This is a genomic window from Lysobacter hankyongensis, assembly GCF_039543145.1.
In the GTDB taxonomy this organism is placed as follows: Bacteria; Pseudomonadota; Gammaproteobacteria; order Xanthomonadales; family Xanthomonadaceae; genus Lysobacter_I; species Lysobacter_I hankyongensis.
Window position 1 is genome coordinate 98,094 of sequence record NZ_BAABJE010000030.1, and the last position, 23,360, is coordinate 121,453.

A 23,360-nucleotide genomic window follows, 5' to 3' on the forward strand; every position below is an offset into this window, starting at 1 on the left:
CAGCATCCATCCGTAGCAATGGGGAATCCCGAAATGACCAATGGAAACGAATACACTTCGCCGCCGCCCGCGCCTTCCGGTGCGCCCACCGACGATCAGAAGACGCTCGCGCTGATCACCCATCTGTCGGGCATCGTCCTCGGCTTCATCGTTCCCTTGATCATCTGGCTGATCAACAAGGATCAGGCCGACAAGGCCTTCGTGACCGATCAGTCGAAGGAAGCGCTCAACTTCCAGATCACGCTGCTGATGGTGTACGTGGTCGGCATCATCCTCAGCATCATCCTGATCGGCGCGCTGATCAATCTGGCTGCGTGGCTGGCCTGCATCGTGTTCAGCATCATCGGCGGCCTCGCCGCGCAGAAGGGTCAGGCCTACCGCTACCCCTTCGCGATCCGCCTGATCAAGTAATCCCGGCATTTCCCGAACGATCCAACCCCGGCGCTTCCGGCGCCGGGGTTTCTTTTTTGGCGCTTTCGGCCGGGTCGGTGTCAACCCGCCGCGCGCCGGCGCGTTCCATACCGGGTCTTCCGGCGATGGAGCACGACATGAGCGCCACACGGGCCGCTGCCGCGGTCAATCGTTTCGGGCTCGGCGCGATGCCGGGCGAATTGGCCGCCGCGGGCGATCCGCGCGGCACGCTGCACGCCCAACTCCGGCGCAGGCCCGATCTTTCGCCGTTCGCCGGGCTTCCCGACAGCCTCGAAATCCTCGAAACGCAGAACGAATACCGGCTGCAGCGCCGTCAGATGCGCGACCGCAAGCCGGCGACACCTTCCCCGGCAGGTGCCGCGGACCGCAATGCGGCGGCGGAAGACGACATCGAGCGCAACCCGATGCAGCAGGCGATCCGTCGCGCCGCCGGCGACGATCTGGCCCTGCGTTATCGCATCGCCGCGACCACCGACATGCCCTTCGTCGAACGGCTGGTCCGGTTCTGGTCGAACCACTTCGCGATCTCGATCGACAAGAACCAGAACCGTCTGCTGGCGGCGCCGATGGAACGCGAAGCGATCCGCCCGCATGTCCTCGGCAACTTCGCCGATCTGCTGACGGCGGTGGAAACCCACCCGGGCATGCTGCTGTATCTCGACAACGCCGCATCGGTCGGCGACGACTCGATGCTGGTACGGCGGCTGGCGCGCCGCGACAGCAAGCGCCGGCTCGGACTCAACGAGAATCTGGCCCGCGAGGTCCTCGAACTGCACACGCTCGGCGTCGATGGCGGGTACGCGCAGCAGGACGTGATCGAACTGGCGCGCGCGATCACCGGCTGGAGCACGCCGTTGCCGCGCGAGATGCAGCAGGGCCAGGCGCGCAGCGCATTCGTGTTCCGCGCCGGCGCGCACGAGCCCGGCGCGCGCACCGTGCTGGGCAAGCGCTACGCCGAAGGCGGCGAAGCGCAGGGCCGCGCGGTGCTGCGCGATCTCGCCATGCACCCGGCCACCGCCCGTCACCTCGGTTTCAAGCTCGCGCGGCATTTCGTCGCCGATGCGCCGCCGCCGGCGCTGGTCGATGCGATGGCCGCGGCGTATCTGCGCAGCGGCGGCGCGCTGACCGCGCTGTACGGCGCGATGATCGATCACGAGGCGTCGTGGTCGGCCGATGCGCGCAAGTTCAAGACCCCCGAGGATTTCGTGATCTCGACGATGCGCGCGGGCGGGCTGCGGCTCGATCGCCAGCCGCGGGTCCTGCTGCGATTGCTGACCAGCCTGGGCCAGCCGACGTTCACGCCGCGCTCGCCGGCAGGTTTCCCCGACACCGCGGCCGACTGGGCCAGCGGCGACGCGCTGCGCAAACGCCTGCAGGCGGCCGCGGCGCTGGCCGGGCAGGTGCAGGGTCGCGGTAAACCGTTCGATCTCGCCGTCGAGGCGCTCGGTGCGGAAGCGGTGCAGGGCGCGTTCGCCGATGCGCTGCGCCGTGCCGGTTCGCCGCAGGAAGGCTTCGCCCTGCTGTTTTCCAGTCCCGCGTTCCAGTGGAGGGTGTGATGACCGCCGATGTCTCCCGTCGCCGTTTCCTCGCCGCGCTCGGCGGCTCCGCGATGCTCACGCTGTGGCCCGGCCTGTCGCCGGCGGCCTCGGGCGGCGCGCAGACCCGCCTGCTGGTGGTGCTGCTGCGCGGTGCGATGGATGGTCTGCACCTGCTGCCGCCGCGCGACGATGCCGATTATCTGCGCGCGCGCGGCCCGCTCGCGGTGCGCGACGCGCTGCCGCTGGACGGCAGTTTCGGATTGCATCCGAAACTCCCGTTCGCGCATGGCCTCTACGCGAAGCAGGAACTGCTGCCCCTGGTGGCGGTGGCCCCCCCTTATCGGCTGCGTTCGCACTTCGATGCCCAGGACTGTCTGGAGAACGGCACCGCGATGCCGGGTGGCGCGCGCGACGGTTGGATCGGCCGCTGCATCGACACGATGGCGCATGACGCGGGCGTGGCCATCGCGCAGGTGATGCCGCTGGCGATGCGCGGCTCCGAACGCGCGGAGATCTGGTCGCCGCCGCTGCCGCGCGAAGTCCCCGACACGCTGATGCAGCAATTGCAGCCGCTGTACGCCTCGGATCCGCGGCTGGCGCCGATGTTCGACGATGCGATGGCGGCGGTCGCGATGGACATGTCGGCCAATGGCATGTCGGGCAACGGCGCGGGCGGCGCACGCGGCGCGTTCCGGTTGCCCGAAGCGATGGCCGCCGCGGCGAAACGCATGCAGGGCGCGAACGCGGCGCGGATCGGTTTCGTCGAGGACAGCGGCTGGGACACCCATCGCGGCCAGCAGCTCGCGCTCGATCGCAAGTTCGCCGAGCTCGACGCCGGTCTGCGCGCGTATCGCGAGGGCATCGGTGCGGACTGGTCGAACACGGTGGTGGCGGTGGTGACCGAGTTCGGCCGCACCGTCGCCGCGAACGGCAGCGCCGGCACCGATCACGGCGTCGGCGGCGCGGCGCTGCTCGCCGGCGGCGCGGTGCGTGGCGGCCGGATCGCCGGCGACTGGCCGGGGCTCGCGCCCGCCGCATTGTTCGAAGGCCGCGACCTGCGCCCCACCACCGACCTGCGCGCGGTGTTCAAGGGGCTGCTCGCCGGCCATCTCGCGGTGTCCGAAGCGGCGCTGGACACGCGGATCTTCCCGGACAGCCGCACGCTTCGGCCGATGGCGGGGCTGCTGCGCGCCTGAACCGGTCGCGTCGGGCGGGTATGTCTTTCGTTGGCTTGAGTCCCCGCGCGGATGCCGCATCTTGTCCCTGCACCGGACGTTTCCGGACGCGCACGGCGGGGGCCGCCCCCGCGAGGACATCCGCATGAACGACACGCTTCCCAACGGTACGCTCCAGAACGGCACGCTGCACAACGGGACCGGTGACGACGTCGCCCAAGCCGCTCCGTCCGGCAACGCATCCGACAGCGTCGCGGACAACCGCGGCTGGGCCGCGAGCGCGCATATCGCCGCGCTCGTTGCCGCATTGGCGACGTCATGGTTCGCCGGCGTCGCCGGCGCCGTCGCCGCCTTCGTGGTCTGGTTGATCGTCCGCGACCGCTCGACCTTCGCCGCCGCCCACGCGAAGGAAGCGTTGAACTTCAACTTCAGCATGTTCCTCTACGCGGTCGCGAGCATCGTGCTGGTGGTGTTCACGCTGGGCCTGGGCCTGCTGGTCGCGGTGCCGGTGTGGATCGTGCTGGCGATCGCGTGGCTGGTGTTCACGATCGTCGCCGCGGTGAAGGCCTACGACGGCGTGGACTACCGCTATCCGCTGACGATCCGTCTGTTCTGATCGATACGTCGGGCAATCGCGGGATGCGGCGGCCTCGGCCGCCGCATCCGCATTCCGACCCGGTAGAGCGGCCTTCAGGCCGCTGCTTTTTCGTGAATCTGGAAAAAGAGCAGCGGCCTGAAGGCCGCTCTACCGGGGAGATGGATCAGCGATCGCGCTCGACGACTTCGCGCGCCAGCGCCGCCAGCGGTGCAGCGCGTTCGCCGAACGACGCCAGCGCCGCGTGCATCTCCTCGGCCAGCCCGGCCAGCGCCGCGCGCGAGCCATCCATGCCCAGCAGCGCGGGAAAGGTCGCTTTGTTCTGCGCCAGATCCTTGCCGGCGGTCTTGCCCAGCGTGGCGCTGTCGCTTTCGATGTCGAGCAGGTCGTCGCGGATCTGGAACGCCAGGCCGAGGGCTTCGGCATAGCGATCCAGCGCGACGCCGGCATCGCGATCCGCGGCGCCGACGATCGCTCCCAGTCGCACCGCGCATCGCAGCAGCGCACCGGTCTTCATCGCGTGCAGCCTGCGCAGCGCGTCCAGCGAAATGGCGCCGCCGCTGCCGGTGGCGTCGATGTCCAGTGCCTGGCCCCCGCACATGCCTTCGGCACCGGCAGCCCGTGCGAGTTCGCGCACCATCGCGATCCGGGCCTCGGCCGGCAGCGGCGATTCGGCGAGTCGCTGGAATGCCAATGTCTGCAGCGCGTCGCCGGCGAGGATGGCGGTGGCCTCGTCGAACGCCACGTGCACCGTGGGCTGGCCGCGGCGGAGGGCGTCGTCGTCCATCGCCGGCAGGTCGTCGTGGACCAGCGAATAGGCGTGGATCAGTTCGATCGCGGCGGCAGGCGCATCGAGCGCATCGTCCGCGGCCCCCAGCAGATGCCCGGTGGCGTAGACCAGCAGCGGTCGGATGCGCTTGCCGCCGAGCAAGGCCGCGTGGCGCATCGCGGCGCGGAGCCGCGCATCGGGAAGCGCCGACAGTGCCTGCGCCAGTGCCGCGTCCGTGCGCTCTCGCCAGGCGGCGAAGATGGCGGCGGGTTCGGGGACAGTCGCCGCCGAAGACGGCTCAGTCATCGCCGAAGTCTTCGGCGCCGTCGGGCTGTTCCGGATCGCTGAGCAGGCGCACCCGCAGTTCGGCCTGTTCCAGCGCCTGCTGGCAGCGGCGATACAGACCGACGCCGCGTTCGTAGGCGGCGAGCGAGTCTTCGAGGCTCATCTGCCCCTGTTCCATTTTTTCGACCAGCGCTTCCAGCGCGTCGAGCGACTGTTCGAAGTCGGCGACGGGCGAGGTGTCGGCGGGGGCGTCTGCGATGTCGGATGCTGTCTTTCGGGCCATGGCCGCAGTGTAGAGCGTGCGATGTTGTTTTTCATGTCCGCCGCGGCGGCGATGGCGTCGGTACGCCGGCGGCCGATCGCCGGGCCCACACCAGCCTCCCGCCCACCGTGGTGAGCCAGTAGTCGAAGCCGGCCGAACGGATACGATCGCCGGCCGCGAGCAGATGCCCATCCTCGGTACTGAGGAGCGGCATCTGCGCGCGCTCCCAGGGCGGGATGTCGAATTCCTGCAGCACGCGCTTCAACAGATGATGATGGCCGCGGTCGGGCAGCAGGATGCGCTCGCCGCCGCTGCGCGCATGCGCGCGCAGCCGACTGGGGAAGCCGTCCACGCCTTCCAGGGCCAGACGGTCGCCGTTGGGCAGCGCGAGCGGCGCGCGCCCGTCCCAGAGCGTCGACCAGTCCGGCGGCAACGCACGCCCGGGGTCGACCGCATGCAGCGCCTCGCGCCAGCGCCGGATTTCGACGCCGTGCCAGGCGAAGGTCGGCATGCGGTCGCCAACCGCGTCCCGCGCGATCAGGTCGGTCACGATCCGCGCGATGCCACCGGCCGGCAGCGGCGGCCACGCCAGCTGAGCCACCCAGTGCCGCAGCGCGCGCGCGCGCCGGGCCGGCGAAAGCGTGCGCAGCGCCTGCACCGACAGCCCGCGGCCGACTTCCTCGCGCAGCGAGGCCAGCAGGCCCTCATCCTGCGCTGCCAGCAGATCGCCGGCTTCGCAGCAGAGTCCTGCGGCCCGCGCGAACGCCGCGTCCGCATGCGGCCAACGCTCGCGCAGCAACGGCAGTACGCGATGGCGCAGGAAATTGCGATCGAAGCCGGTGTCGGCATTGCTCGGGTCGTCGACCCAGGCCAGTCCGTGCCCCAGACCGTAGGCGCGCAGCGCGTCCCGTGGGGTGTCCAGCAGCGGGCGCCACATCCAACCGGCGGCGAAGCGCCGCCACGGGCGCATCGCAGCCAGTCCCTCGGGCCCCGATGCGCGCAGCGCGCGCAACAGGAACGTTTCGGCCTGATCGTCGAGATGCTGCGCCAGCGCCAGGCATTCGTCCGCGCGCAGCGCTGCGGCGAATACGTTCCGCCGAGCCTGTCTCGCCGCGCCTTCGGGCCCCAGCCCGCTGTCGCGCGGCACGTCGACCCGCACGACGTCGAGCGCGATGCCCCAGGCCCCGCACACATCGCGGCAGTGCTCGGCCCAGGCATCGGCCTCGGGCTGCAGGCCGTGGTGCACATGCAGCGCACGCAGCCCGCGCGCGCGGATGGCGGCGTCCGCACCCAGCCGGTGCAGCAGCACCGTGGAGTCGAGGCCACCGCTCAGGGCCAACACGACCGGCGACGTCGCCAGCGACGGTGGGATCAGGTCGAGGGTAGGGCGGCGGAGGGTGGGGGCCTCGGTCATCCCGACATGCTAACGCCGATCGAGAGTTGCGCCCGGCGGCGTTGTGCGCCAGCGTTCGGCCGGCCTGCTATCGTGCGCCCGCGCGGGCGCCCCGCGTGCCGCCGGAGATTTGCGCTCATGCCGACCCATACGATCATCGACGTCGCGGACACCCGGCCCACAACGCTCGACGACGACATGGCTTTCCGCTGATGGAGACGCACGACCCGATCGACGGCGCCATCGACTGGGGCTTCGAAACCCCGCGTGTCCGCGCGCGACTGATCGACGCCCGCGATCGCGCGCTCTACCGCGCGCTGTACACCGACCCCCGGATGATGGCCCACATCGGCCCCGTGCTCGATGCAGCGGCCGCCGACGCGGTGTTCGAAAAAGCCTGCGGATACAACCGCGAATCCCCGATGCGCGCGCGCTATTGGCGACTCGCGGATCGGGCTTCGGATGCCGCCATCGGCATGCAGTCCATGGTCCGTTCCGGTGCCGATCCGGGCGTCGTCGAGCTCGGGCTGATGGTGTTGCCGGCATGGCAGGGCCGCCGGCTCGGCGTCGAAATCAGCGACGCCCTGTTGCAGGCGTTGTTCGGCGATCGATGGGGCGTCGACGCGACGGCCGCGACCGCGCGCCATGCGCCGGGCAATGCCCGGGTCGGACGCCTCGGCGCCTCGCTGCATTTCGCGCCGCAGGCGCGGGACGATGCCGCCCTGCAGGAATGGCGGATGACGAAATCCGCATGGCTGCAGCGTGGACCGCGATGATCGCGAGTCCGCTCCATCGTTCCGCGTCGCCGCCGGCAGATCGTTCGGCGTCGTCTACCTCCCCGTCGAGAATCGATCCATGAATACGAAAGGCAGTTTCTGCGCGGTCGGCCTGGGCATGATGCTCGGCGCCCACATCAGCCCGCGCGCGCGCAGCGAGATCGAAACGGCGGACGTCGTCTTCGTGCTGGTGTCCGACGCCATCGTCGAATTGTGGCTGCAGCAGATGCGCCCCGATATGCGCAGCCTGCAGCCGTTCTATGCCGAGGGCAGGAGGCGGACCGAAAGTTACGCCGACATGATCGAAGCGATGATGTCGGAGGTGCGTGCCGGCCGCCGCGTCTGCGGCGTGTTCTACGGGCATCCCGGCGTGTTCGCGCAGGTCCCGCACGATGCGATCGCGATCGCGCGCGGCGAAGGCTTCGACGCGGACATGCATCCGGGCATTTCCGCCGAGGACTGCCTGTACGCGGATCTGGGCATCGACCCCTGCACCTTCGGTTGTCAGCACTACGAAACCAGCCAGCTGATGTTCCATCGCCGACGCATCGATCCGTCCGCCTATCTCATTCTCTGGCAGATCGGCTTGGCCGGCGACCGCTCGCTGTCGCGCTACGCCACCGGGGCGCCTTATCGCAGGTTGCTGGTGGAGCTGTTGATCGAAGAGGGCTACCCGCCCGGACACGAGGTCATCGCCTACGAAGCGGCGACTCTGCCGATCGCCCTCCCGCGGATGGAGCGCATGCCGCTGTCGGCGTTGCCCGAGGCGGATCTGCGCCTGCAGACCACGCTCGTCGTGCCACCGGCGCAGCCGCTGGTGCGCAACGACGCGATGCTGGCCCGGATTGCGGCCATCGACGCAGCGTCCGCTGCCGATTGATACCGTCGATGGCCCGTCGCGACCGGGCTGCATCAGCCCTGCAGCACCGTGATCTCATGATGCAGTGAGAATTGTGCCATCCGACAAAAGAAGGCCAGAAGTGATTGATGGGGATGGGGTTTTCGCATAGCCTGAAGACGCGGTTGCGGCAATGCAGACCTGCGGTTCGGGGAAACGCCGTGGATGACAGGGGGTCTGCGTGCCCGCGCCCGCCTCGAAGCGAAGGGGAACTGTCCGACGAACGGCCGGTTCCGCGTTCAAACATCAAGCAAAATTGGGGGAATGTGATGTCCAATGTGATCCAGTTTCTCGAGTCCATGGGCGCCAACGCAGCCATGGCCAGGATGAATGCGGCCGATTACGAGGCTGCGATTGCGATGCTGGACGCGGATCAGGAGTCCCGGGAAGCACTGGTTCTTCGCGATCATTCGAAGCTCAACGACCTCCTCGACGGTCGGCCGTTCATGATGTGCATGGTCGCCGCACCGGAAGAAAAGCCGCAGCAGGACGAAGATGTGCCCGGCGACGGTGAGGACGGCGAAGAGAAGAAGCAGGCAGAGTAAGCCTGCACAGCCAATGAGAGGGCAGGGTGTGCTTATGCAATGGAAGCGTCTGGTAGCTGTTTTCGTGCTCATGGTCGTCGCGATCCCCGTGTTCGCGCAGACCACGGAGCCGTTCGATGCGATGTTGCAGAAGGCCGATGCCGCCCGTAGCTCCGACCCGAAACGTTTCGCGGAGCTGATGGAACAGCTCCGCGCGGACAATCGGCAGATCACGCGTCTGCAGCGCGACAAGCTGAAATACCTCCAGGCCTATGAGGTCGGCATCTATGGCGACCAACTCGCCAAGGGCGCCGAGATGGCCAAGCGGCTGTACGACGAGACCGGCGATCCGAGCATCAAATACCGGGCAGGCGGCCTGGTCGCCAGCTTTTCGGCGATCAACCGCGACCTGAGCACCGGCCTGCGCTATCTGCAGAAAGCCATGGCCATGCGCAAGCAGGTGCCGGACATCGCGATCCGCCACGAAGGCATGGCCAATGGCGCGCTGCTCTACGGCGAGATCGGCCAGCATCGCATCGCGCTGCGCTATGCCGATGAAGTCCTGGCCGACAAGCCCAACGAACGCATGCGCTGCATCGCCGGCCATCATCGGCTGGTGTCGCAGTTCGAACTGGGCGCGCTGCCGGCTCAGGACGGCTTGATCCAGTCGGTGGTCGATCAGTGCGCGAAGCAGAACGAGCGCATCGCGGCCAACATCGCCCGCAGCATCCTGGCGAGGAAATTCGCCGCCGACGGCTCGCCCGACCGGGCGATCGCGCTGCTGGAGCAGATGCTTCCGGAAGTCGAGGCCACGCGCTACCCGCGACTGATCGCCGGCGTGCATGCGCTGATCGCTGATCTCAAGCTGAAGCTCGGCGACGTCAAGTCTGCCGAGGAACACGCGAAGATGACCGTCGCGATGGGCGAGCAGATCAAGTCTTCCGCCACGCTCGTCAGCGCTTACAACACGCTGTACAGGATCGCGGCGGATCGCGAGAAGCCGTCGGTGGCGCTGGATCTCTACAAGCGCTACGCCGAGGCCGAGATGGCGCACCAGAGCGACATCCGCGCCCGCGAGCTGGCCTACGAAATCGTGCGCCACGAGACCAAGCAACAGGCGGCGCAACTCGCGCTGGAGCGCGCCAGTACCCAGAAGGCCCGGCTCGTCGCTGGGCTGCTGCTGGTGATGCTCGGCGCGATCGTGTTCTGGGTGATCCAGATCAAGCGTCATCAGGGGCAGTTGCAGCGTCTGGCGCAGACCGACACCCTGACCGGCCTGGGCAATCGCCATTTCTTCACCCAGAAATCCGAGCGCGCGCTGGTCGACGCCGCGCGGGCCGGCGATTCCGCCGCGCTGGTCATGTTCGACCTCGATCATTTCAAGGCGATCAACGACACCTACGGCCATGGCGCCGGCGACTGGGTGCTGAAGCAGGTCGGCAAGACCTGTTCCGCGCACTGCCGCAAGGTCGATTACCTCGGCCGCATCGGCGGCGAGGAATTCGCGGTGCTCCTGCGCGGTTTCGATCTCGCCGCTGCCGCGCGTCTGGCAGAGGACTGCCGTTCGCAGCTCGCCCAGATCGACACCCGCGAAAGCGGTTATTCGTTCGTGGTCACCGCGAGTTTCGGCGTCAGCTCCACCGCGCAGTCCGGTTATGACCTGTCGCGCCTGCTCTCGCACGCCGACCAGATGCTGTACCGCGCGAAGAACGAGGGCCGCAATCGCGTCTGCGCCTACACCGCCGAGACTGCGGCCGAGTACAAGACGCCGAAGCGTTCTCCCAGCCTGACCGTGATCAACAGCTGATGCCTTGGCCGGCCTTGCCGGCCCGTGCATCCTGGCCATGAATGCCGCTCCCGCCTCCGCCTCCGACCCCATCGGCCCGGAAGCGGAAGGCCCGCTGACCCTGCTCCCTGCGCAATGGCAGGCCCTGCGCGAAGCCTACGCCACCCCGCCGCGCGCCTATCACCATGCCGGCCACATGCGCGACGTGCTGGTGCATTACCGCGAGGTCGCCGATGGGCCGGGCTGGCATCGGCCGCACGAGGTCTGGTTCGCGGTGCTGTATCACGACGCGATCTATGTGCCGGGCCGTCGCGACAACGAAGCGCGCTCGGCGCAATTGGCCGAAACCCATCTCGCGCGCTGGTGGCCGGAAGCCGACATCGACCGCGCGCGCGTGAGCGCCCTGATCGCAGCCACCGCGCGTCACGGCGCGTGGCGGCCCGACGATTTCGCCCGCGACGCCGACGGCGACGACATGCGCCGTTTCCTGGATTGCGACATGGCGATCCTGGGCGCCGCGCCGGACGTCTTCGCCGCCTACGATCGCGCCATCGCCGAGGAATACCGCGCGGTCCCGCGCTGGCTTTATCGACGCAGACGACGTGCGTTCTTCCGCATGCTGCTCGAATCGGAGCGGATCTATCTCAGCGATTTCTTCCGCGAACGCTACGAAGCGCAGGCGCGGCGCAATCTCGAGGCCGCGGTCGCCGGGTAAAATCCCCGCATGATCAAGAACATCGCCGCCTACCATTTCGTCGTCGTCGAAGACCCGGACGCGCTGGCCGGGGTCCTGCGCGCACGCGCGGAAGCCGCCGACCTGCGCGGCACCATTCTGGTCGCGGGCGAGGGCGTCAATCTGTTTCTCGCCGGCGGCCCGGACGCCATCGACGGATTCGTCGCCGCGCTGCGCGCGGATGCGCGCTTCGCCGATCTCATCGTCAAGGCCAGCGAGTCCGATGCGCTGCCTTTCGCGCGACTCAAGGTGAAGGTGAAACCGGAGATCATCAGTTTCCGCATGCCCGACGCCGAGCCGATCGCGGGCCGCGCGCCCGCGGTCCTGCCCGAGGCGCTGGCGCGCTGGATCGCGCAGGGCTGCGACGACGATGGGCGACGACTCGTGCTGCTGGATACGCGCAATCGCGAGGAAGTGGCCTACGGCAGCTTCGTCGATGCGCTGACGCTGCCGATCGACAACTTCACCGAACTTCCGGATGCGGTGCTGGCCCAACGCGACGCCTGGACCGACGCCACGGTGGTGAGTTTCTGCACCGGCGGCATCCGCTGCGAGAAGGCCGCGCTGTGGATGCGCGCGCAGGGTATGGACAACGTGCTGCAGCTCGATGGCGGCATCCTCGGCTATTTCGAGGCGGTGGGCGGCTTCGGCTACGACGGCGCCTGTTTCGTCTTCGACGACCGCGTCGCGCTGGGGCCGGGACTGGATCCGGTGCGGCCCCCGATGCCGGCCACGATGCCGGCTCCCTTTCCGCGCGTGGAGCGTGCAGAATCCGCAACGGGCGGTGGTGCCCGCAGCGCCGGAGCGCGGATCGATGGCTGAGATGGGGTGGATCGGACTGGTGCTGGCGATCGTGGCAGCGTATTTCGCGATCAAGGTGGTGAAGTTCGTGTTCAAGCTGTTCTGGTGGGGGGCGGTGCTGTGCGGCGCCTACTGGTTCCTCGCGCCGATGGTGGGGCTGCCGCGTCCTTTCGTCTGAGCGATGCCTTTGGTGGGAGCTAGTGATGGCCGCACGCGATCCGCGCATCGACACCTACATCGCGACATCCGCGGCGTTCGCACGGCCGATCCTCGAACATGTGCGGGCGCTGGTCCACGAGGCCTGCCCGGATGTCGAGGAAACCATGAAATGGGGCATGCCCACGTTCGTCCACGCCGGTGCCATCCTCTGCGGCATGGCGGCGTTCAAACAGCACGCCTCGTTCGGTTTCTGGCGCCATGCCGATGTCGTCGGCGGTGAGCGCAACGAAGGCATGGGCAGCTTCGGAAAACTGACCTCGGTCCGCGACCTGCCGCCGAAGCGGCAACTGCTCACCCATCTCCGCAAGGCGATGCGGTTGAACGAAGCCGGTACGAAAAGACCGGTTGCGCGCAAGGCCGCAGCGCCGCGGCCGTTGCCCGATCCGCCTGACGATTTCGCGAAGGCGCTGGCCGCGAACCCGGCGGCGCGCAAGGCCTACGAGGGTTTCCCGCCGAGCCACCGCCGCGAATACCTCGAATGGATCCTCGAGGCCAAGCGTGCCGAGACCCGCGCCCGCCGGATCGCGCAGGCGCTGGAATGGCTGGGCGAAGGCAAATCCCGCAGCTGGAAGTACGAACGCTGCTGAGCGCGTCGTGACGGATCAGCGAAGCGGCTCGTCGCTCCGCATCACCGGATACAGCCCGAAGCGTTCGTCCCAGGCGCTGTGGCGGCGATAGAAGAACTCCAGGCGCGCGTTCGGGTCGGCGGCGAACTTCGCATCCGTCTTCAGCTTGTCCTCGAACGCGGCGCGCAGCGCCGGGTCGCGCGCGAGCATTTCGCGCGCCACGTCCTCGGCGACGTAATCCTCCATGTATTCCTTGCGCTCGAACGCATTGTTGAAATGCCCCCACGCCAGCAACGAGTCCGGCGCCGTCGGTTCCAGCAGCGACATCGCCAGCCGCGCCTTCGGCTGCGCGATCGGCACGAACAGCGCGCCCGCGGCGATGTCGTGGGTTTCGGCGGCCCATTCGCCGTCCACGGTCAGGCGCTGGCGACCTTCGACCGGCGTCGCGGCGAAGGTCGGCGTTTCGTCGCGGAACGCCTGCAATGCGGCCCGCGGATGCGCGGCCTGCATTCGCGAGAAGGCGATACCGTGCTGGCGCAGTTTCGCCGCCACCGGTTCGGCGTAGGCCGCCGGCACCACGTAGCCGCCCTTCGGCGCCACGATCCGCAGCGCGGGCACGATTTCGTCGCGCAGCGGCAGGGTCCAGATCTGCGGTCGGGTGTCGTCGTAGCGCGTCATCGTGCTGCCGGAGACATCCGACGGGGTGCGGGTATAGGCATAGCCGCGGAAATCGATCGTGCGGACCTTGTCGGTCGCGGTCCAGGTCAGCGGCACCGGCTGTCCGCCGAGCGCGGCGGCGCGCGCATCGGCCGCATCGGCGAGCCTGCGCCACTCGGCGCCGTGTTGCGCGGTCAGTTCCAGCACCGCGACCACGGTGTTGCGGGTGATCCGCACGCGGGTCGGATAATCCTTCCACGAATGCGTTTCCACCAGCATGCCGAGGCGATTGCGCAGATGGAAATAGCCGGTGGAGAAGCGCGGCGGCGCCACGCCGTCGACGAACCCGGACGCGGGGTTGTCGTTTTCGACGAACGAAGGGTAGAACGGCAGCGGCAGCGAGCCCTGGCGACGCAGGCGATCCAGAGTGCCGTCGCGCAGTTGCAGTCCTGCGGTGCGCAGCGCGTCGTCGCCGGCGTGCACCGGTTCGACCTGGATCGACACGTCGTGCTCGAACTTGGCGCCGTCGGTGACGTGCAGGTCGATGCTCGCGACAGGATCCCAGGCCTCGATCAGCGCCAGCATCGCCTGCATTTCCGGCGCATCGGCCTTGGCATAGTCGCGGTTGAGATTGAAATTGCGTGCGGTGGTGCGCCACCCCATTTCCGCGGGGCCGACCTGGTTCGGCCGGTTCCAGGCGCCGAAGCGTTCGTGGCCGTCGATGTTGAACACCGGCACGAACACCAGCACCAGTTTCTCCAGCGCGCCGCGCGCGGCCTTGCCGTCCAGCGCGTCGCGCAGGGCGAGGAAACCCGCGTCCTTGCCGTCGATCTCGCCGGCGTGGATGCCGCCCTGTACCAGCAACACCGGCAGGCCGGCGGCGCGCGCCTGTTCCGGCGTGCGCGCGCCGCTGCGCGTGACCACCAGCGCCTTCATCGGCCGGCCTTCGGGCGTGGTGCCGAAGTCGATGCAGCGCACGGCATCGGGGTAACGCCGCGCGAACGCGTCGCAGAGCGCGATCGCTTCGGCGTAGCGGCCGGTGCGCGCGAACCCGCTGCGTTCGGCTTCGGTCCGCAGCGCGTCGGTGTCGGCCGGCGAGGCCGCCGAAGCGGGCAGGGCGAGCGCGAGGGCGAGCAGGGCGGTGGCAGGCAGGCGTGAGATGCGCATGGGCAATGGGGAAAGTGGTGGCGACCTTGCATTGTGCCCCGCACGAGGCGTCCGGAGGCCTGTCGATGGTCATGTCCGGTCGGCCGGAAGGCTGTGCGACACTTGGCGGCTTCGCGCCGGAGATGCCATGACCGCCTCGCACGACACCTCACCGTACACGCTGTACTACGCGCCGGGCGCCGCCAGCCTGGTCGTGCATTGGCTGTTGATCGAACTGGATGCGCCGCACGTCCTCGCCCTGGTAGACACCAAGGCCGGCGCGCAGAAGACGCCGGAGTATCTCGCGCTGAACCCCAACGGCGTGGTGCCGACGCTGGTGATCGACGGCCGCGCGCACTACGAAGCCGCGGCCCTGCTGGTGCATCTGGCGGATGCCTTCCCGGCCGCCGGTCTGGCACCGACGCTCGCGGATCCGCAGCGGATCGATTACACCCAGTGGATGTTCAATCTCGCCAACATGGTGCAGCCGCTGTTCCGGCAGTGGTGGTATCCCCACGAACCCGCCGGCGAGGCGCAGGCCGATGCCGTGCTGCAGCACGTGCGGCCGCGGATCGAAGCGCAGTGGGACCGGATCGATCGGCACCTCGCGGAACACGGCCCGCATCTGCTGGGCGGGCGTCCGAGCGCGGCCGATTTCTATCTGGTCATGCTGATGCGCTGGTCGCGCAACATGCCGAAGCCCGCCACCGAATGGCCGCATCTGGCCGCGCTCGCGGCGCGGTTGAAGGCGCGTCCGTCGTTCGCGCAGTTGTACGCACGCGAAGGGCTGACCGAGTGGGCGTGAGTTCGTCGCACTGATCGTGTCCGGCTGAACGGCGGTCGCGACAGTCGCCGGGGCGGGGACATGCGCGCCCGCCCGCTTCCCCACTACACTCGGCGCTCTGTCCGCCCCGTGCCCGTTTCCCAATCGAGAGATCTTTCATGACCGCAGCCGCTGAAGCGACTCCGGCCGGCGACCCGGCCCGCCTGCCCCGCCAGATCCCCTACATCATCGGCAACGAGGCCTGCGAACGCTTCAGCTTCTACGGGATGCGCAACATCCTGGTACCGTTCCTGATCGGCAGCGTGCTGCTGTCCTACCTGCCCGAGGCCGAGCGCGAGGGCATGGCCAAGGAGGTCTTCCACAGTTTCGTCATCGGCGTGTATTTCTTCCCGCTGCTCGGCGGCTGGCTGTCGGACCGCTTTTTCGGCAAGTACCACACGATCTTCTGGCTGTCGCTGCTGTACTGCGCCGGCCACGCCTGTCTGGCCCTGTTCGAGGGCAACCGGACCGGTTTCTACACGGGCCTGTTCCTCATCGCGCTGGGCTCGGGCGGCATCAAACCATTGGTCTCGTCGTTCGTCGGCGACCAGTTCAACCAGTCGAACAAGCATCTCGCGAAAATCGTCTACGACGCGTTCTACTGGACGATCAACTTCGGTTCGTTCTTCGCCTCGCTGCTGATGCCGCGAATCCTCAGCGCCTACGGGCCGGCGATCGCGTTCGGCATCCCGGGCGTGCTGATGTTCATCGCCACGATCATCTTCTGGATGGGCCGGCACAAATACACCAACGTACCGCCGGCGCCGCGCGATCCCGATTCCTTCATGAGCGTGACCATGACCGCACTGCGTGGCGGCGCGCGCGGCGACAAGGGCGTCGGCACCGTGGTGGCCGCGTCCGGCGTGCTGCTCGCGTTCGCGCTGCTGGTCGGCTGGGCCGTTTCGCCGGCGTGGTGGCCGGAGAAATTCGGCTTCGTGATCTCGTTCTGCCTCGCGCTGGGCGCGGTGCTCGCGCTGGGCGGCATCGGCACGGCGCTGCAGCTCGAACGCGCGCGCGGCGCGCATCCGGATGCGGCGGTCGACGGTGTGCGCGCGGTGCTGCGGATCCTGATCGTGTTCGCGATCGTCAGTCCGTTCTGGTCGCTGTTCGATCAGAAGGCTTCGACCTGGGTGCTGCAGGGCAAAGAGATGATCGTGCCGCACGACCTCTGGTGGTGGCCGAGTTGGCTGGTGAAGGAAGCCGCGCAGATGCAGGCGCTGAATCCGCTGCTGGTCATGTTGCTGATCCCGTTCAACAACCTCGTGCTGTATCCATTGCTGACGAAACTCGGTTTCAAGGTCACCGCGCTGCGCCGGATGGGCTTCGGCATCGGGTTCTCGGGGCTGGCGTGGGTGCTCGCGGGCGTGATCCAGCTGTGGCTCGATGGCGGCGATCCGGTGTCGCTGGCGTGGCAGATCGTGCCCTACGCGCTGCTCACCTTCGGCGAGGTGCTGGTGTCGGCGACCGGCCTCGAATTCGCCTACAGCCAGTCGCCCCCGGCGATGAAGGGCGTGATCATGAGTTTCTGGATGCTGTCGGTGACTTTCGGCAACGTCTGGGTGCTGCTCACCAATGCGGGGGTGAAGAACGAGGCGATGAAGACGTGGATCGGCTCGACCGGGTTGAGCGAAAACGCCTTCCTGATGTTCTTCTTCGCCGGCTTCGCGTTCGCCGCGGCGATGATCTTCGCCTTGTACGCGCGGCGCTATCCGATGCAGGATTATTACCGTGAAGCCTGACCCCGCCGGTCGCCGCGGAGCGCGCGCATGACCGCCTACATCACGCTCGCGTTGATCGCGATCACCGTCATCGTGTCGTGGCAGGCCTGGGAGCGCGATTCGCTGTTCCAGCGGCTGATCCTGTGGCCGCCGGCGATCGACCGTCGCCGCGAGTACGACCGGCTGTTGACCCACGGCTTCATCCACGCCAACGGCATGCACCTCGCGTTCAACATGATCACGCTGTATTCGTTCGGCGGATTGATGGAAGCGTACTTCAGCGCCCGGATCACGCCGGTGGGCTATCTGCTGTTCTATCTGTCGGCGATAGTCGTCGCGATCCTGCCGACGTATCTGCGCCACCGTCACGACGCCCGCTACAGCAGCCTGGGGGCTTCGGGGGCGGTATCGGCGGTCCTGTTCGCGTCGGTGCTGCTCGACCCGTGGGGCGGCATCGTGCTGTTCTTCGTGCTGCCGGTGCCGGCGTTCGTGTTCGCCGGCCTGTACATCTGGTACAGCATCTGGATGGACAAGCGCGGCGGCGACAACATCAACCACAGCGCCCACCTGTGGGGCGCGCTCTACGGCCTGTTGTTCACGTTGCTGCAGCAGCCGGCGCTGGCCGGGCACTTCCTGCGCCGACTGGTCAGCCCCGACTTCGGGGGCTGACCAGTCCGTTCCGTCACGCCGCGTAGGCGGCGCGGGTATATTCGCCGCCGTAGGTCTGCTGCAGGCGTTTCTGGATCACGTAATCCAGCAGCTGGTACTCGCGGGTGGCGGTGTCGCCCTGGCGGGCGAGGTCGTAGAGACGCGCGACGACGGCGTCGTCGCTGACGTTGGCGGTGGGTACTTCGGGTTGCATTGGACTCCTCGAAAGGTCGTCGTCGCGTTGGACTCGGGTGGAACGCATTGCGATGAAACCTGCGATAAAGCGGGACACGCTGCACGGGTGATTCGCAGAGTGTTCAAGCAGGAAGCGTGCCAATCGATCCGTGCCCTCGGTCGCCGCGGAAACTTGCCGCAGCGCGTCACTTTCGACCGACCGGGGGCGTTGCTGACCCGCCGGGTCGGGTCCGTGGTCGTTTCGGCCGCCCGCAGGCGGAATCGGGCTCGCGCAGCGGAATCTCCGGGTGAAATCGCATGTCATCGCCGTTCGGCCTGCGGCGGGCCGCCAGCCGACGGGCGGCGACCGCCAGCCACGAAAAAAGTTCCATCCCCCACTTCACAAAACGGCGGCGTTGTGGTGTATGGTGGGCGCACTGTTCCAAGCGGGATCACGGTACATCGTGGCCCGATGGTAGATCCAAGGCAGCAACCGTTCCACGGTCGGCCCCAGACGATCCGCTCATCGTTCGCGTTACCCCTGGCTAGACAGTCGCGGCGCTCGCAAGGCCCCGTGTATCCACAAACTGTTGAAAGTAGTGAGGAGTAACACCCATGTCCGATCGTCAGAGCGGCACCGTCAAGTGGTTCAACGATGCCAAGGGCTATGGCTTCATCACCCCGGAAAGCGGCCAGGACCTGTTCGTCCATTTCCGCTCCATCCAGGGCACCGGCTTCAAGTCCCTGAAGGAAGGCCAGAAGGTCACCTTCAAGGTCGTGCAGGGCCAGAAGGGCCTGCAGGCCGACGAAGTCCAGGCGCTGTAATACAGCGTCGCCGAGACAACACCCTGGGCGCACTCGTCCGGGGTTTTTTATTGGTTCCCCCGGGGGGCCTCCGCCGTCAGGCGGAGCCCGGCGGCACCGTCCAGCAATTCTCAGGAGCAAACGCAACATGTCAGATCGTCAGAGCGGCACCGTCAAGTGGTTCAACGATGCCAAGGGTTTTGGCTTCATCACCCCGGAAAGCGGCCAGGACCTCTTCGTCCACTTCCGCTCGATCCAGGGCAACGGCTTCAAGTCGCTGAAGGAAGGCCAGCAGGTCACCTTCAAGGTCGTGCAGGGCCAGAAGGGCCTGCAGGCCGACGAAGTCCAGGCGCTGTAATCCAGCGTCGCCGGTACCGGGCCCCGGGCGTTCGCGCCCGGGGCTTTTTTGTGTCTGCCGTCTGCCGGTGCGCACCGTCGCCGCCGCTTCCGCTATCCTGCGCCCACTCCCCCATTGCGAACGGGACCTCGTCCCGACATGCGTCCCCCATGCGCACCTCCATTCCCAAGTTTTCCGTGAAGACCCCGGCGATGCTGGCGGTCGCCCTGACCCTCGCCTTGGGCCTGGGCGCGTGCAAGAAAAACGACGACGCTGCGCCGCAGGCGCAGGTCGAAGCGCCCGCGCCGGCCCCCGCGCCGCCGGCGGCCGTGGATCTGAAGGACGTGATCGAACAGGATGCCCGCTATGTCGTCGGCATCAGCTATCCGCCCGCAGCGAAGAAATACCCGGGCCTCGCCGAGGCCCTGCAGCGTTATGCGAACGGCGCGCGCGCCGAGCTGCTGAAATCGGTCCAGGCCGCCGACCCGGCCAAGCAGAGCGGCCCCTACGAACTGTCGCTGAATTTCACGCTGCAGGCGGAAACGCCCGAGATCGTGGCGGTGGGCGTGGAAGGCACCAGCTACACCGGCGGTGCGCACGGCGCGCCGCTGGTGGCGCGATTCGTCTGGCTGCCGCAGCAGAACCGGCTGTTGACCGCGAACGACCTGTTCCCCGAGGCCGCCAGTTGGGTCGCGATCTCGGACTACACCCGCGAACAATTGCATGCGTCGCTGTCGCAGCGCGTGGACGCCGACGAACTGCCGCCAGCCGAGCGCGCCGAAGTCATGCGCACGGTCGGGCGCATGATCGACGAAGGCACCGAACCGACGCCCGCGTCCTTCGCCGCGTTCGAACCGGTGCTCGCACCCGATGGTCACAAGCTGATGGCGCTGCGGTTCGTGTTCCCGCCCTATCAGGTCGGGCCCTACATCGACGGCGTGCGTTCGGTGGAAGTGCCGACATCGGTGCTGGCGCCGATGCTGGCGCCGCAGTTCCGGTCGATGTTCGTGTCGGTCGCGCCGGCGCCGACACCCGCCGTGGATCCTTCGGCACCGCCCGCGCTGCAGTCGACCACGCAGTAAGCGTCAATCGCGTCCGAATGCGGCGGCGAGCACCGCGCCGCATTCGCCTTCCAGCTTCAGGTCGACGAGCGCGTCCGCACGGGTGCGGCCGCGGTTGAGCACGGCCAGCGGCAGGCCGCGTTCCTTCGCCATCCGCGCGAAGCGGAATCCCGAATACACCATCAGCGACGAGCCGACGACCAGCATCGCTTCGGCCGCCTCCAATGCGGCCACGGCCCGGACATAGCGCGCCCGCGGCACGTTTTCGCCGAAGAACACCACGTCCGGTTTCAGCAGGCCGCCGCAGACCTCGCAGTGCGGCGGGGCGAATTTTTCCACCGCCGCGGCATCGATATCGGCGTCGCCGTCGGGCGCGGCCGCGGCATCGCGCGGACGCCAGCCCATGTTCGATCCATGCATCCGCGCCTGAAGCGCATCGCGTGCGGAATCTTCGCCGCAGCCGAGGCAGACCACGCGATCGAGACGCCCGTGCAGATCGATGACCGCGCGGCTGCCGGCGCGCTGATGCAGGGCATCGACGTTCTGCGTGACCAGCGCGGTGCAGCGATCCGTGGCTTCGAACGCGGCCAGCGCGCGATGCGCGGCGTTCGGCTGCGCCGACGAAAAGCCCGGCCAACCGACGAAACTGCGCGCCCAATAGCGACGATACGTGGCGGTGTCGCCGACCAGCGCCTGAAAGGTGACCGGGGGCGGGCGTTTCCATTCGCCGCCGGCATCGCGGTAATCCGGGATGCCGGAACCGGTGCTGACACCGGCGCCGGTCAGCACGAACACGCGGCCGAAGCCGTCGAGCCATCCGCGCAGGGTGTCCGCTTCCGCGGCGATGTCGGATCCTGCGTCGGGCGAGTGCGTCATGGCGACAGCTTATGCGATCCGCAGAGGGCCGAGTGCGTGGTGCATGCGCATGTTCCGAAGCCCGGAAACGACACCGCCCGGACGGGCCGGGCGGTGTCGTTGACGCGGAGCGGTGGAACTTACTTCGCGGTCAGGCCGCGACGTTCCAGCAGCGGAGCGATCTGCGGATCGCGGCCGCGGAAGTCGCGGAACAACTGCAGTGCGTCCTTCGAACCGCCGCGGCTCAGCAGCTTGTCGCGGAACCAGTCGCCGTTCTTGCGGGTGAGGCCGCCGTTTTCCTTGAACCATTCCACGCTGTCGGCATCCATCACTTCCGACCAGATGTAGGCGTAGTAGCCGGCCGCATAGCCGCCGAGGATGTGGCTGAAGTAGGGCGTGCGGTAGCGCGGCGGCACCGGCGCGTAGTCCAGACCGATGTCCTTCAGCGCCTTCGCCTCGTAGGCCATCACGCCCTTGGCGTCCGGCAACTGCTCGGCGCCGACCTGGTGCCAGCGCTGGTCGAGCATCGCGGCGCCGAGGTATTCGGTGGTGGCGAAGCCCTGATTGAACTTCTCGGCCGACAGCACCTTGTCGAGCAGCGCCTTCGGCATCGGCTCGCCGGTCTGGTAATGCTTGGCGTAGTTGGCCAGCACTTCCGGCCAGGTCGACCACATTTCGTTGACCTGCGACGGATATTCGACAAAGTCGCGCGGCACGTTCGTACCGCTGAAGTACGGATACTTCACGTTCGAGAACATGCCGTGCAGCACGTGGCCGAATTCATGGAACGTGGTGTTCACGTCGTCCCAGGTCATCAGCGCCGGCTTGCCGTCGGCCGGCTTGGTCACGTTGAGATGCAGCGCGACCACCGGCTTGGTGCCCATCAGTTCCGACTGGTCGACGTAGGAACTCATCCACGCGCCGCCGCGCTTCGACGGACGGGCGTACGGGTCGACCAGCACCAGCGCCAGCTGCGAACCGTCTTCGTTGAAGATCTCGTAGACGCTGACGTCGGGATGGTAGGTCGGCAGGTCGCTGCGGCGCTTGAACTTCAGGCCGTAGAGTTTCTCGGCGGCGAAGAACATGCCCTTTTCGAGCACGTTGTTCATTTCGAGGTAGGGCTTGAGCTGGGCTTCGTCGAAGTCGTACTTCGCCTGGCGCACCTTCTCGCTGTAGTAGGCCCAGTCCCAGGCCTGCAGCGGGAAGGTCGGTTCGCCCTTGGCCTTCTGCTCGCTGTCGATCATGGCCTGCAGTTCGGCGGCCTCGACCTTGGCGTTGGCCACCGCGGCCGGCGCCAGCTGGGCCAGCATCTTGTTCACGGCTTCCGGGTTCTTCGCGGTTTCTTCGGCCAGGCCGAAGGCGGCGTAGTTCGGATAGCCCATGATCTTCGCCCGCTCGGCGCGCAGCTTGGTCACGCGCGCGACGATGTCGGTGGTATCCCACTGGTTGCCGCGGCTGCCGCGGCTCATCGACGCCTTGTAGATGCGCTCGCGCAGGGCGCGGTTCTCGAGCTGCGCGGTGAGCGGCTGGATGGTGGTGTTGAGCAGGGCGATCAGATACTTGCCGTCCTGCTTCTTGTCCTTGGCGGCCGCGGCCAGACCTTCGATCTGTTCGTCGGTCAGGCCCTTCAGCTCGTCCTTCGAATCCACGATCACGGCCGAGTCGTTCACTTCGTCCAGCACGTTCTGGCCGAACTTCGTCGACAGCGTCGCCATCTCGGAATTGATTTCCTTGACCCGGGTCTTCTGCTCTTCGGTGAGGTTGGCGCCGGCGCGGACGAAATCGGTGTAGTAGCGCTCGACCAGGCGCACGCCCTGTTCGTCGAGGCCGAGCGTGTCGCGCTTCTCGTACAGCGACTTGATGCGCTCGAACAGTTTCGGATTCAGATAGATGCCGTCGCGATGCGCGGCGAACTTCGGCGAGTATTCCTCGTCGATCTTGTCCAGCGTGTCGTTGGTGTTGGCGCTGGTGAGATTGCCGAACACGTAGATCGCGCGCCCCAGCAACAGGCCGGAGCGCTCCATCGCGAGGATGGTGTTGTCGAAGGTCGCCGGCTCGGCGCTGTCCGCGATCGCCTGGATCTCCTTGACCTGTTCGGCCATGCCGCGATCGAAGGCGGGGGCGAAGTGGCTGTCCTTGATCTTGTCGAACTGCGGGAACTTCAGCGGCAGCGGGCTTTCGACGAAGAACGGGTTGTCCTGGGCGGCGTCGGCGGGCATGGCGGCCTTGTCGTTGGCGGTGGGGGCGGTGTTCTTGTCCTTGTCGCAACCGACGAGCGCGGTGGCGGACAGGGCCAGCGCCAGGGCGCAGGCGAGCGGGCGGTTCATCGGGAGGTCCTCGACGGGGCGGAACGTGCGGAATTGCGGCGCTCAGGGTAGCCGACGG

Annotated in this window: 24 protein-coding genes and 1 pseudogene; 18 read left to right on the forward strand and 7 right to left on the reverse strand. The window is 67.7% G+C overall.

All coding sequences use genetic code 11. The features are described 5' to 3' along the window. Positions 1-33: 33 nt before the first annotated feature. From ABD974_RS18625 to ABD974_RS18640, 4 genes are all read left to right on the forward strand, one after another. Positions 34-411 (forward strand): DUF4870 domain-containing protein, encoded by a 378-nt coding sequence (locus ABD974_RS18625; protein WP_345304850.1) that lies wholly within the window; start codon positions 34-36, stop codon positions 409-411. Between the two features lie 137 nt (positions 412-548). Next, complete coding sequence (locus ABD974_RS18630) at positions 549-1,988, forward strand: DUF1800 domain-containing protein (RefSeq protein ID WP_345304851.1); 1,440 nt, start codon at positions 549-551, stop codon at positions 1,986-1,988. Further along, entirely contained in the window at positions 1,988-3,166 is a 1,179-nt protein-coding gene (locus ABD974_RS18635; RefSeq protein ID WP_345304852.1) for a DUF1501 domain-containing protein, read from the forward strand. The genes ABD974_RS18630 and ABD974_RS18635 overlap by 1 nt, the downstream gene beginning before the upstream one ends. 124 nt (positions 3,167-3,290) lie before the next feature. Beyond that, the gene (locus ABD974_RS18640) at positions 3,291-3,761 is read left to right on the forward strand and encodes a DUF4870 domain-containing protein (RefSeq protein WP_345304853.1); all 471 of its coding nucleotides are present in this window, start codon (positions 3,291-3,293) and stop codon (positions 3,759-3,761) included. Between the two features lie 145 nt (positions 3,762-3,906). Here ABD974_RS18640 and ispA read toward each other — a convergent pair whose 3' ends face one another. From ispA to tilS, 3 genes are read right to left on the reverse strand one after another with little or no spacing between them, the layout of a single operon-like run. Further along, complete coding sequence (gene ispA / locus ABD974_RS18645) at positions 3,907-4,815, reverse strand: (2E,6E)-farnesyl diphosphate synthase (protein WP_345304854.1); 909 nt, start codon at positions 4,813-4,815, stop codon at positions 3,907-3,909. Further along, positions 4,808-5,077, reverse strand: coding sequence for an exodeoxyribonuclease VII small subunit (locus ABD974_RS18650; RefSeq protein ID WP_345304855.1), 270 nt, complete (start codon positions 5,075-5,077; stop codon positions 4,808-4,810). Before ABD974_RS18650 ends, ispA begins: the two co-directional genes overlap by 8 nt. A 31-nt stretch (positions 5,078-5,108) precedes the next feature. Beyond that, the gene (gene tilS / locus ABD974_RS18655; RefSeq protein ID WP_345304856.1) at positions 5,109-6,470 is read right to left on the reverse strand and encodes a tRNA lysidine(34) synthetase TilS; all 1,362 of its coding nucleotides are present in this window, start codon (positions 6,468-6,470) and stop codon (positions 5,109-5,111) included. Positions 6,471-6,661: 191 nt separating this feature from the next. Here tilS and ABD974_RS18660 point away from each other — a divergent pair, with 191 nt between their 5' ends. The 8 genes and pseudogenes from ABD974_RS18660 (at position 6,662) to ABD974_RS18695 (ending at position 12,773) form a co-directional block, all read left to right on the forward strand. Then, a complete protein-coding gene (locus ABD974_RS18660; protein WP_345304857.1) occupies positions 6,662-7,225 on the forward strand; it encodes a GNAT family N-acetyltransferase in 564 nt (187 codons plus the stop codon). 79 nt (positions 7,226-7,304) lie between these two features. Continuing rightward, positions 7,305-8,105 (forward strand): SAM-dependent methyltransferase, encoded by an 801-nt coding sequence (locus ABD974_RS18665; protein WP_345304858.1) that lies wholly within the window; start codon positions 7,305-7,307, stop codon positions 8,103-8,105. Positions 8,106-8,392: 287 nt separating this feature from the next. After that, positions 8,393-8,668, forward strand: a complete 276-nt coding sequence (locus ABD974_RS18670) for a hypothetical protein (RefSeq protein ID WP_345304859.1) — start codon at positions 8,393-8,395, stop codon at positions 8,666-8,668. Positions 8,669-8,702: 34 nt separating this feature from the next. After that, positions 8,703-10,454: a tetratricopeptide repeat-containing diguanylate cyclase gene (locus tag ABD974_RS18675; RefSeq protein WP_345304860.1), complete on the forward strand. Its 1,752-nt coding sequence runs from the start codon at positions 8,703-8,705 to the stop codon at positions 10,452-10,454. A 37-nt stretch (positions 10,455-10,491) separates the two neighbouring features. Next, complete coding sequence (locus ABD974_RS18680; RefSeq protein ID WP_345304861.1) at positions 10,492-11,148, forward strand: HD domain-containing protein; 657 nt, start codon at positions 10,492-10,494, stop codon at positions 11,146-11,148. 9 nt (positions 11,149-11,157) lie between these two features. Then, a pseudogene (locus tag ABD974_RS18685) lies at positions 11,158-11,880 on the forward strand (sulfurtransferase); the annotation flags it as partial. A 100-nt stretch (positions 11,881-11,980) separates the two neighbouring features. Further along, positions 11,981-12,145 (forward strand): hypothetical protein, encoded by a 165-nt coding sequence (locus tag ABD974_RS18690; RefSeq protein WP_345304862.1) that lies wholly within the window; start codon positions 11,981-11,983, stop codon positions 12,143-12,145. Between the two features lie 25 nt (positions 12,146-12,170). Beyond that, positions 12,171-12,773, forward strand: a complete 603-nt coding sequence (locus ABD974_RS18695; RefSeq protein WP_345304863.1) for a YdeI/OmpD-associated family protein — start codon at positions 12,171-12,173, stop codon at positions 12,771-12,773. 15 nt (positions 12,774-12,788) lie between these two features. On the opposite strand, the gene ABD974_RS18700 is transcribed toward ABD974_RS18695, so the two are convergent. Beyond that, a complete protein-coding gene (locus ABD974_RS18700; RefSeq protein ID WP_425562739.1) occupies positions 12,789-14,561 on the reverse strand; it encodes a M14 family metallopeptidase in 1,773 nt (590 codons plus the stop codon). A 142-nt stretch (positions 14,562-14,703) separates the two neighbouring features. On the opposite strand from ABD974_RS18700, the gene ABD974_RS18705 reads away from it, so the two are divergent. From ABD974_RS18705 to ABD974_RS18715, 3 genes are all read left to right on the forward strand, one after another. Next, positions 14,704-15,360 (forward strand): glutathione S-transferase family protein, encoded by a 657-nt coding sequence (locus ABD974_RS18705; protein ID WP_345304865.1) that lies wholly within the window; start codon positions 14,704-14,706, stop codon positions 15,358-15,360. 137 nt (positions 15,361-15,497) lie between these two features. After that, complete coding sequence (locus ABD974_RS18710) at positions 15,498-17,117, forward strand: POT-type proton-dependent oligopeptide transporter (RefSeq protein ID WP_345304866.1); 1,620 nt, start codon at positions 15,498-15,500, stop codon at positions 17,115-17,117. Between the two features lie 27 nt (positions 17,118-17,144). Continuing rightward, positions 17,145-17,765 carry a rhomboid family intramembrane serine protease gene (locus ABD974_RS18715; RefSeq protein WP_345304867.1) on the forward strand — a complete coding sequence of 207 codons (621 nt, stop codon included), beginning with the start codon at positions 17,145-17,147 and terminating at the stop codon, positions 17,763-17,765. A gap of 13 nt (positions 17,766-17,778) precedes the next feature. Here ABD974_RS18715 and ABD974_RS18720 read toward each other — a convergent pair whose 3' ends face one another. Further along, complete coding sequence (locus ABD974_RS18720) at positions 17,779-17,958, reverse strand: hypothetical protein (RefSeq protein WP_345304868.1); 180 nt, start codon at positions 17,956-17,958, stop codon at positions 17,779-17,781. Between the two features lie 575 nt (positions 17,959-18,533). Between ABD974_RS18720 and ABD974_RS18725 the strand changes: the two genes are divergently transcribed. The 3 genes from ABD974_RS18725 (at position 18,534) to ABD974_RS18735 (ending at position 20,141) form a co-directional block, all read left to right on the forward strand. Then, entirely contained in the window at positions 18,534-18,743 is a 210-nt protein-coding gene (locus ABD974_RS18725; RefSeq protein WP_137851067.1) for a cold-shock protein, read from the forward strand. A gap of 127 nt (positions 18,744-18,870) precedes the next feature. Continuing rightward, positions 18,871-19,080 carry a cold-shock protein gene (locus ABD974_RS18730; RefSeq protein WP_345304869.1) on the forward strand — a complete coding sequence of 70 codons (210 nt, stop codon included), beginning with the start codon at positions 18,871-18,873 and terminating at the stop codon, positions 19,078-19,080. 149 nt (positions 19,081-19,229) lie between these two features. After that, on the forward strand, positions 19,230-20,141 hold the full coding sequence (locus tag ABD974_RS18735; RefSeq protein WP_345304870.1) for a DUF3298 and DUF4163 domain-containing protein: 912 nt from the start codon (positions 19,230-19,232) through the stop codon (positions 20,139-20,141). Positions 20,142-20,144: 3 nt separating this feature from the next. Here the strand turns inward: ABD974_RS18735 and ABD974_RS18740 are convergent, their stop codons facing one another. Continuing rightward, positions 20,145-20,996 carry an NAD-dependent protein deacetylase gene (locus tag ABD974_RS18740; protein WP_345304871.1) on the reverse strand — a complete coding sequence of 284 codons (852 nt, stop codon included), beginning with the start codon at positions 20,994-20,996 and terminating at the stop codon, positions 20,145-20,147. 119 nt (positions 20,997-21,115) lie between these two features. After that, the gene (locus tag ABD974_RS18745; protein ID WP_425562734.1) at positions 21,116-23,302 is read right to left on the reverse strand and encodes a M3 family metallopeptidase; all 2,187 of its coding nucleotides are present in this window, start codon (positions 23,300-23,302) and stop codon (positions 21,116-21,118) included. Between the last annotated feature and the right edge of the window lie 58 nt (positions 23,303-23,360).

Coding starts and splice junctions, on each gene's coding strand:
- ABD974_RS18625 (WP_345304850.1), top strand. CDS start 34: ATGACCAATGGAAACGAATACACTTCGCCGCCGCCCGCGCCTTCCGGT.
- ABD974_RS18630 (WP_345304851.1), top strand. CDS start 549: ATGAGCGCCACACGGGCCGCTGCCGCGGTCAATCGTTTCGGGCTCGGC.
- ABD974_RS18635 (WP_345304852.1), top strand. CDS start 1,988: ATGACCGCCGATGTCTCCCGTCGCCGTTTCCTCGCCGCGCTCGGCGGC.
- ABD974_RS18640 (WP_345304853.1), top strand. CDS start 3,291: ATGAACGACACGCTTCCCAACGGTACGCTCCAGAACGGCACGCTGCAC.
- ispA (WP_345304854.1), bottom strand. CDS start 4,815: ATGACTGAGCCGTCTTCGGCGGCGACTGTCCCCGAACCCGCCGCCATC.
- ABD974_RS18650 (WP_345304855.1), bottom strand. CDS start 5,077: ATGGCCCGAAAGACAGCATCCGACATCGCAGACGCCCCCGCCGACACC.
- tilS (WP_345304856.1), bottom strand. CDS start 6,470: ATGACCGAGGCCCCCACCCTCCGCCGCCCTACCCTCGACCTGATCCCA.
- ABD974_RS18660 (WP_345304857.1), top strand. CDS start 6,662: ATGGAGACGCACGACCCGATCGACGGCGCCATCGACTGGGGCTTCGAA.
- ABD974_RS18665 (WP_345304858.1), top strand. CDS start 7,305: ATGAATACGAAAGGCAGTTTCTGCGCGGTCGGCCTGGGCATGATGCTC.
- ABD974_RS18670 (WP_345304859.1), top strand. CDS start 8,393: ATGTCCAATGTGATCCAGTTTCTCGAGTCCATGGGCGCCAACGCAGCC.
- ABD974_RS18675 (WP_345304860.1), top strand. CDS start 8,703: ATGCAATGGAAGCGTCTGGTAGCTGTTTTCGTGCTCATGGTCGTCGCG.
- ABD974_RS18680 (WP_345304861.1), top strand. CDS start 10,492: ATGAATGCCGCTCCCGCCTCCGCCTCCGACCCCATCGGCCCGGAAGCG.
- ABD974_RS18690 (WP_345304862.1), top strand. CDS start 11,981: ATGGCTGAGATGGGGTGGATCGGACTGGTGCTGGCGATCGTGGCAGCG.
- ABD974_RS18695 (WP_345304863.1), top strand. CDS start 12,171: ATGGCCGCACGCGATCCGCGCATCGACACCTACATCGCGACATCCGCG.
- ABD974_RS18705 (WP_345304865.1), top strand. CDS start 14,704: ATGACCGCCTCGCACGACACCTCACCGTACACGCTGTACTACGCGCCG.
- ABD974_RS18710 (WP_345304866.1), top strand. CDS start 15,498: ATGACCGCAGCCGCTGAAGCGACTCCGGCCGGCGACCCGGCCCGCCTG.
- ABD974_RS18715 (WP_345304867.1), top strand. CDS start 17,145: ATGACCGCCTACATCACGCTCGCGTTGATCGCGATCACCGTCATCGTG.
- ABD974_RS18720 (WP_345304868.1), bottom strand. CDS start 17,958: ATGCAACCCGAAGTACCCACCGCCAACGTCAGCGACGACGCCGTCGTC.
- ABD974_RS18725 (WP_137851067.1), top strand. CDS start 18,534: ATGTCCGATCGTCAGAGCGGCACCGTCAAGTGGTTCAACGATGCCAAG.
- ABD974_RS18730 (WP_345304869.1), top strand. CDS start 18,871: ATGTCAGATCGTCAGAGCGGCACCGTCAAGTGGTTCAACGATGCCAAG.
- ABD974_RS18735 (WP_345304870.1), top strand. CDS start 19,230: ATGCGCACCTCCATTCCCAAGTTTTCCGTGAAGACCCCGGCGATGCTG.
- ABD974_RS18740 (WP_345304871.1), bottom strand. CDS start 20,996: ATGACGCACTCGCCCGACGCAGGATCCGACATCGCCGCGGAAGCGGAC.
- ABD974_RS18745 (WP_425562734.1), bottom strand. CDS start 23,302: ATGAACCGCCCGCTCGCCTGCGCCCTGGCGCTGGCCCTGTCCGCCACC.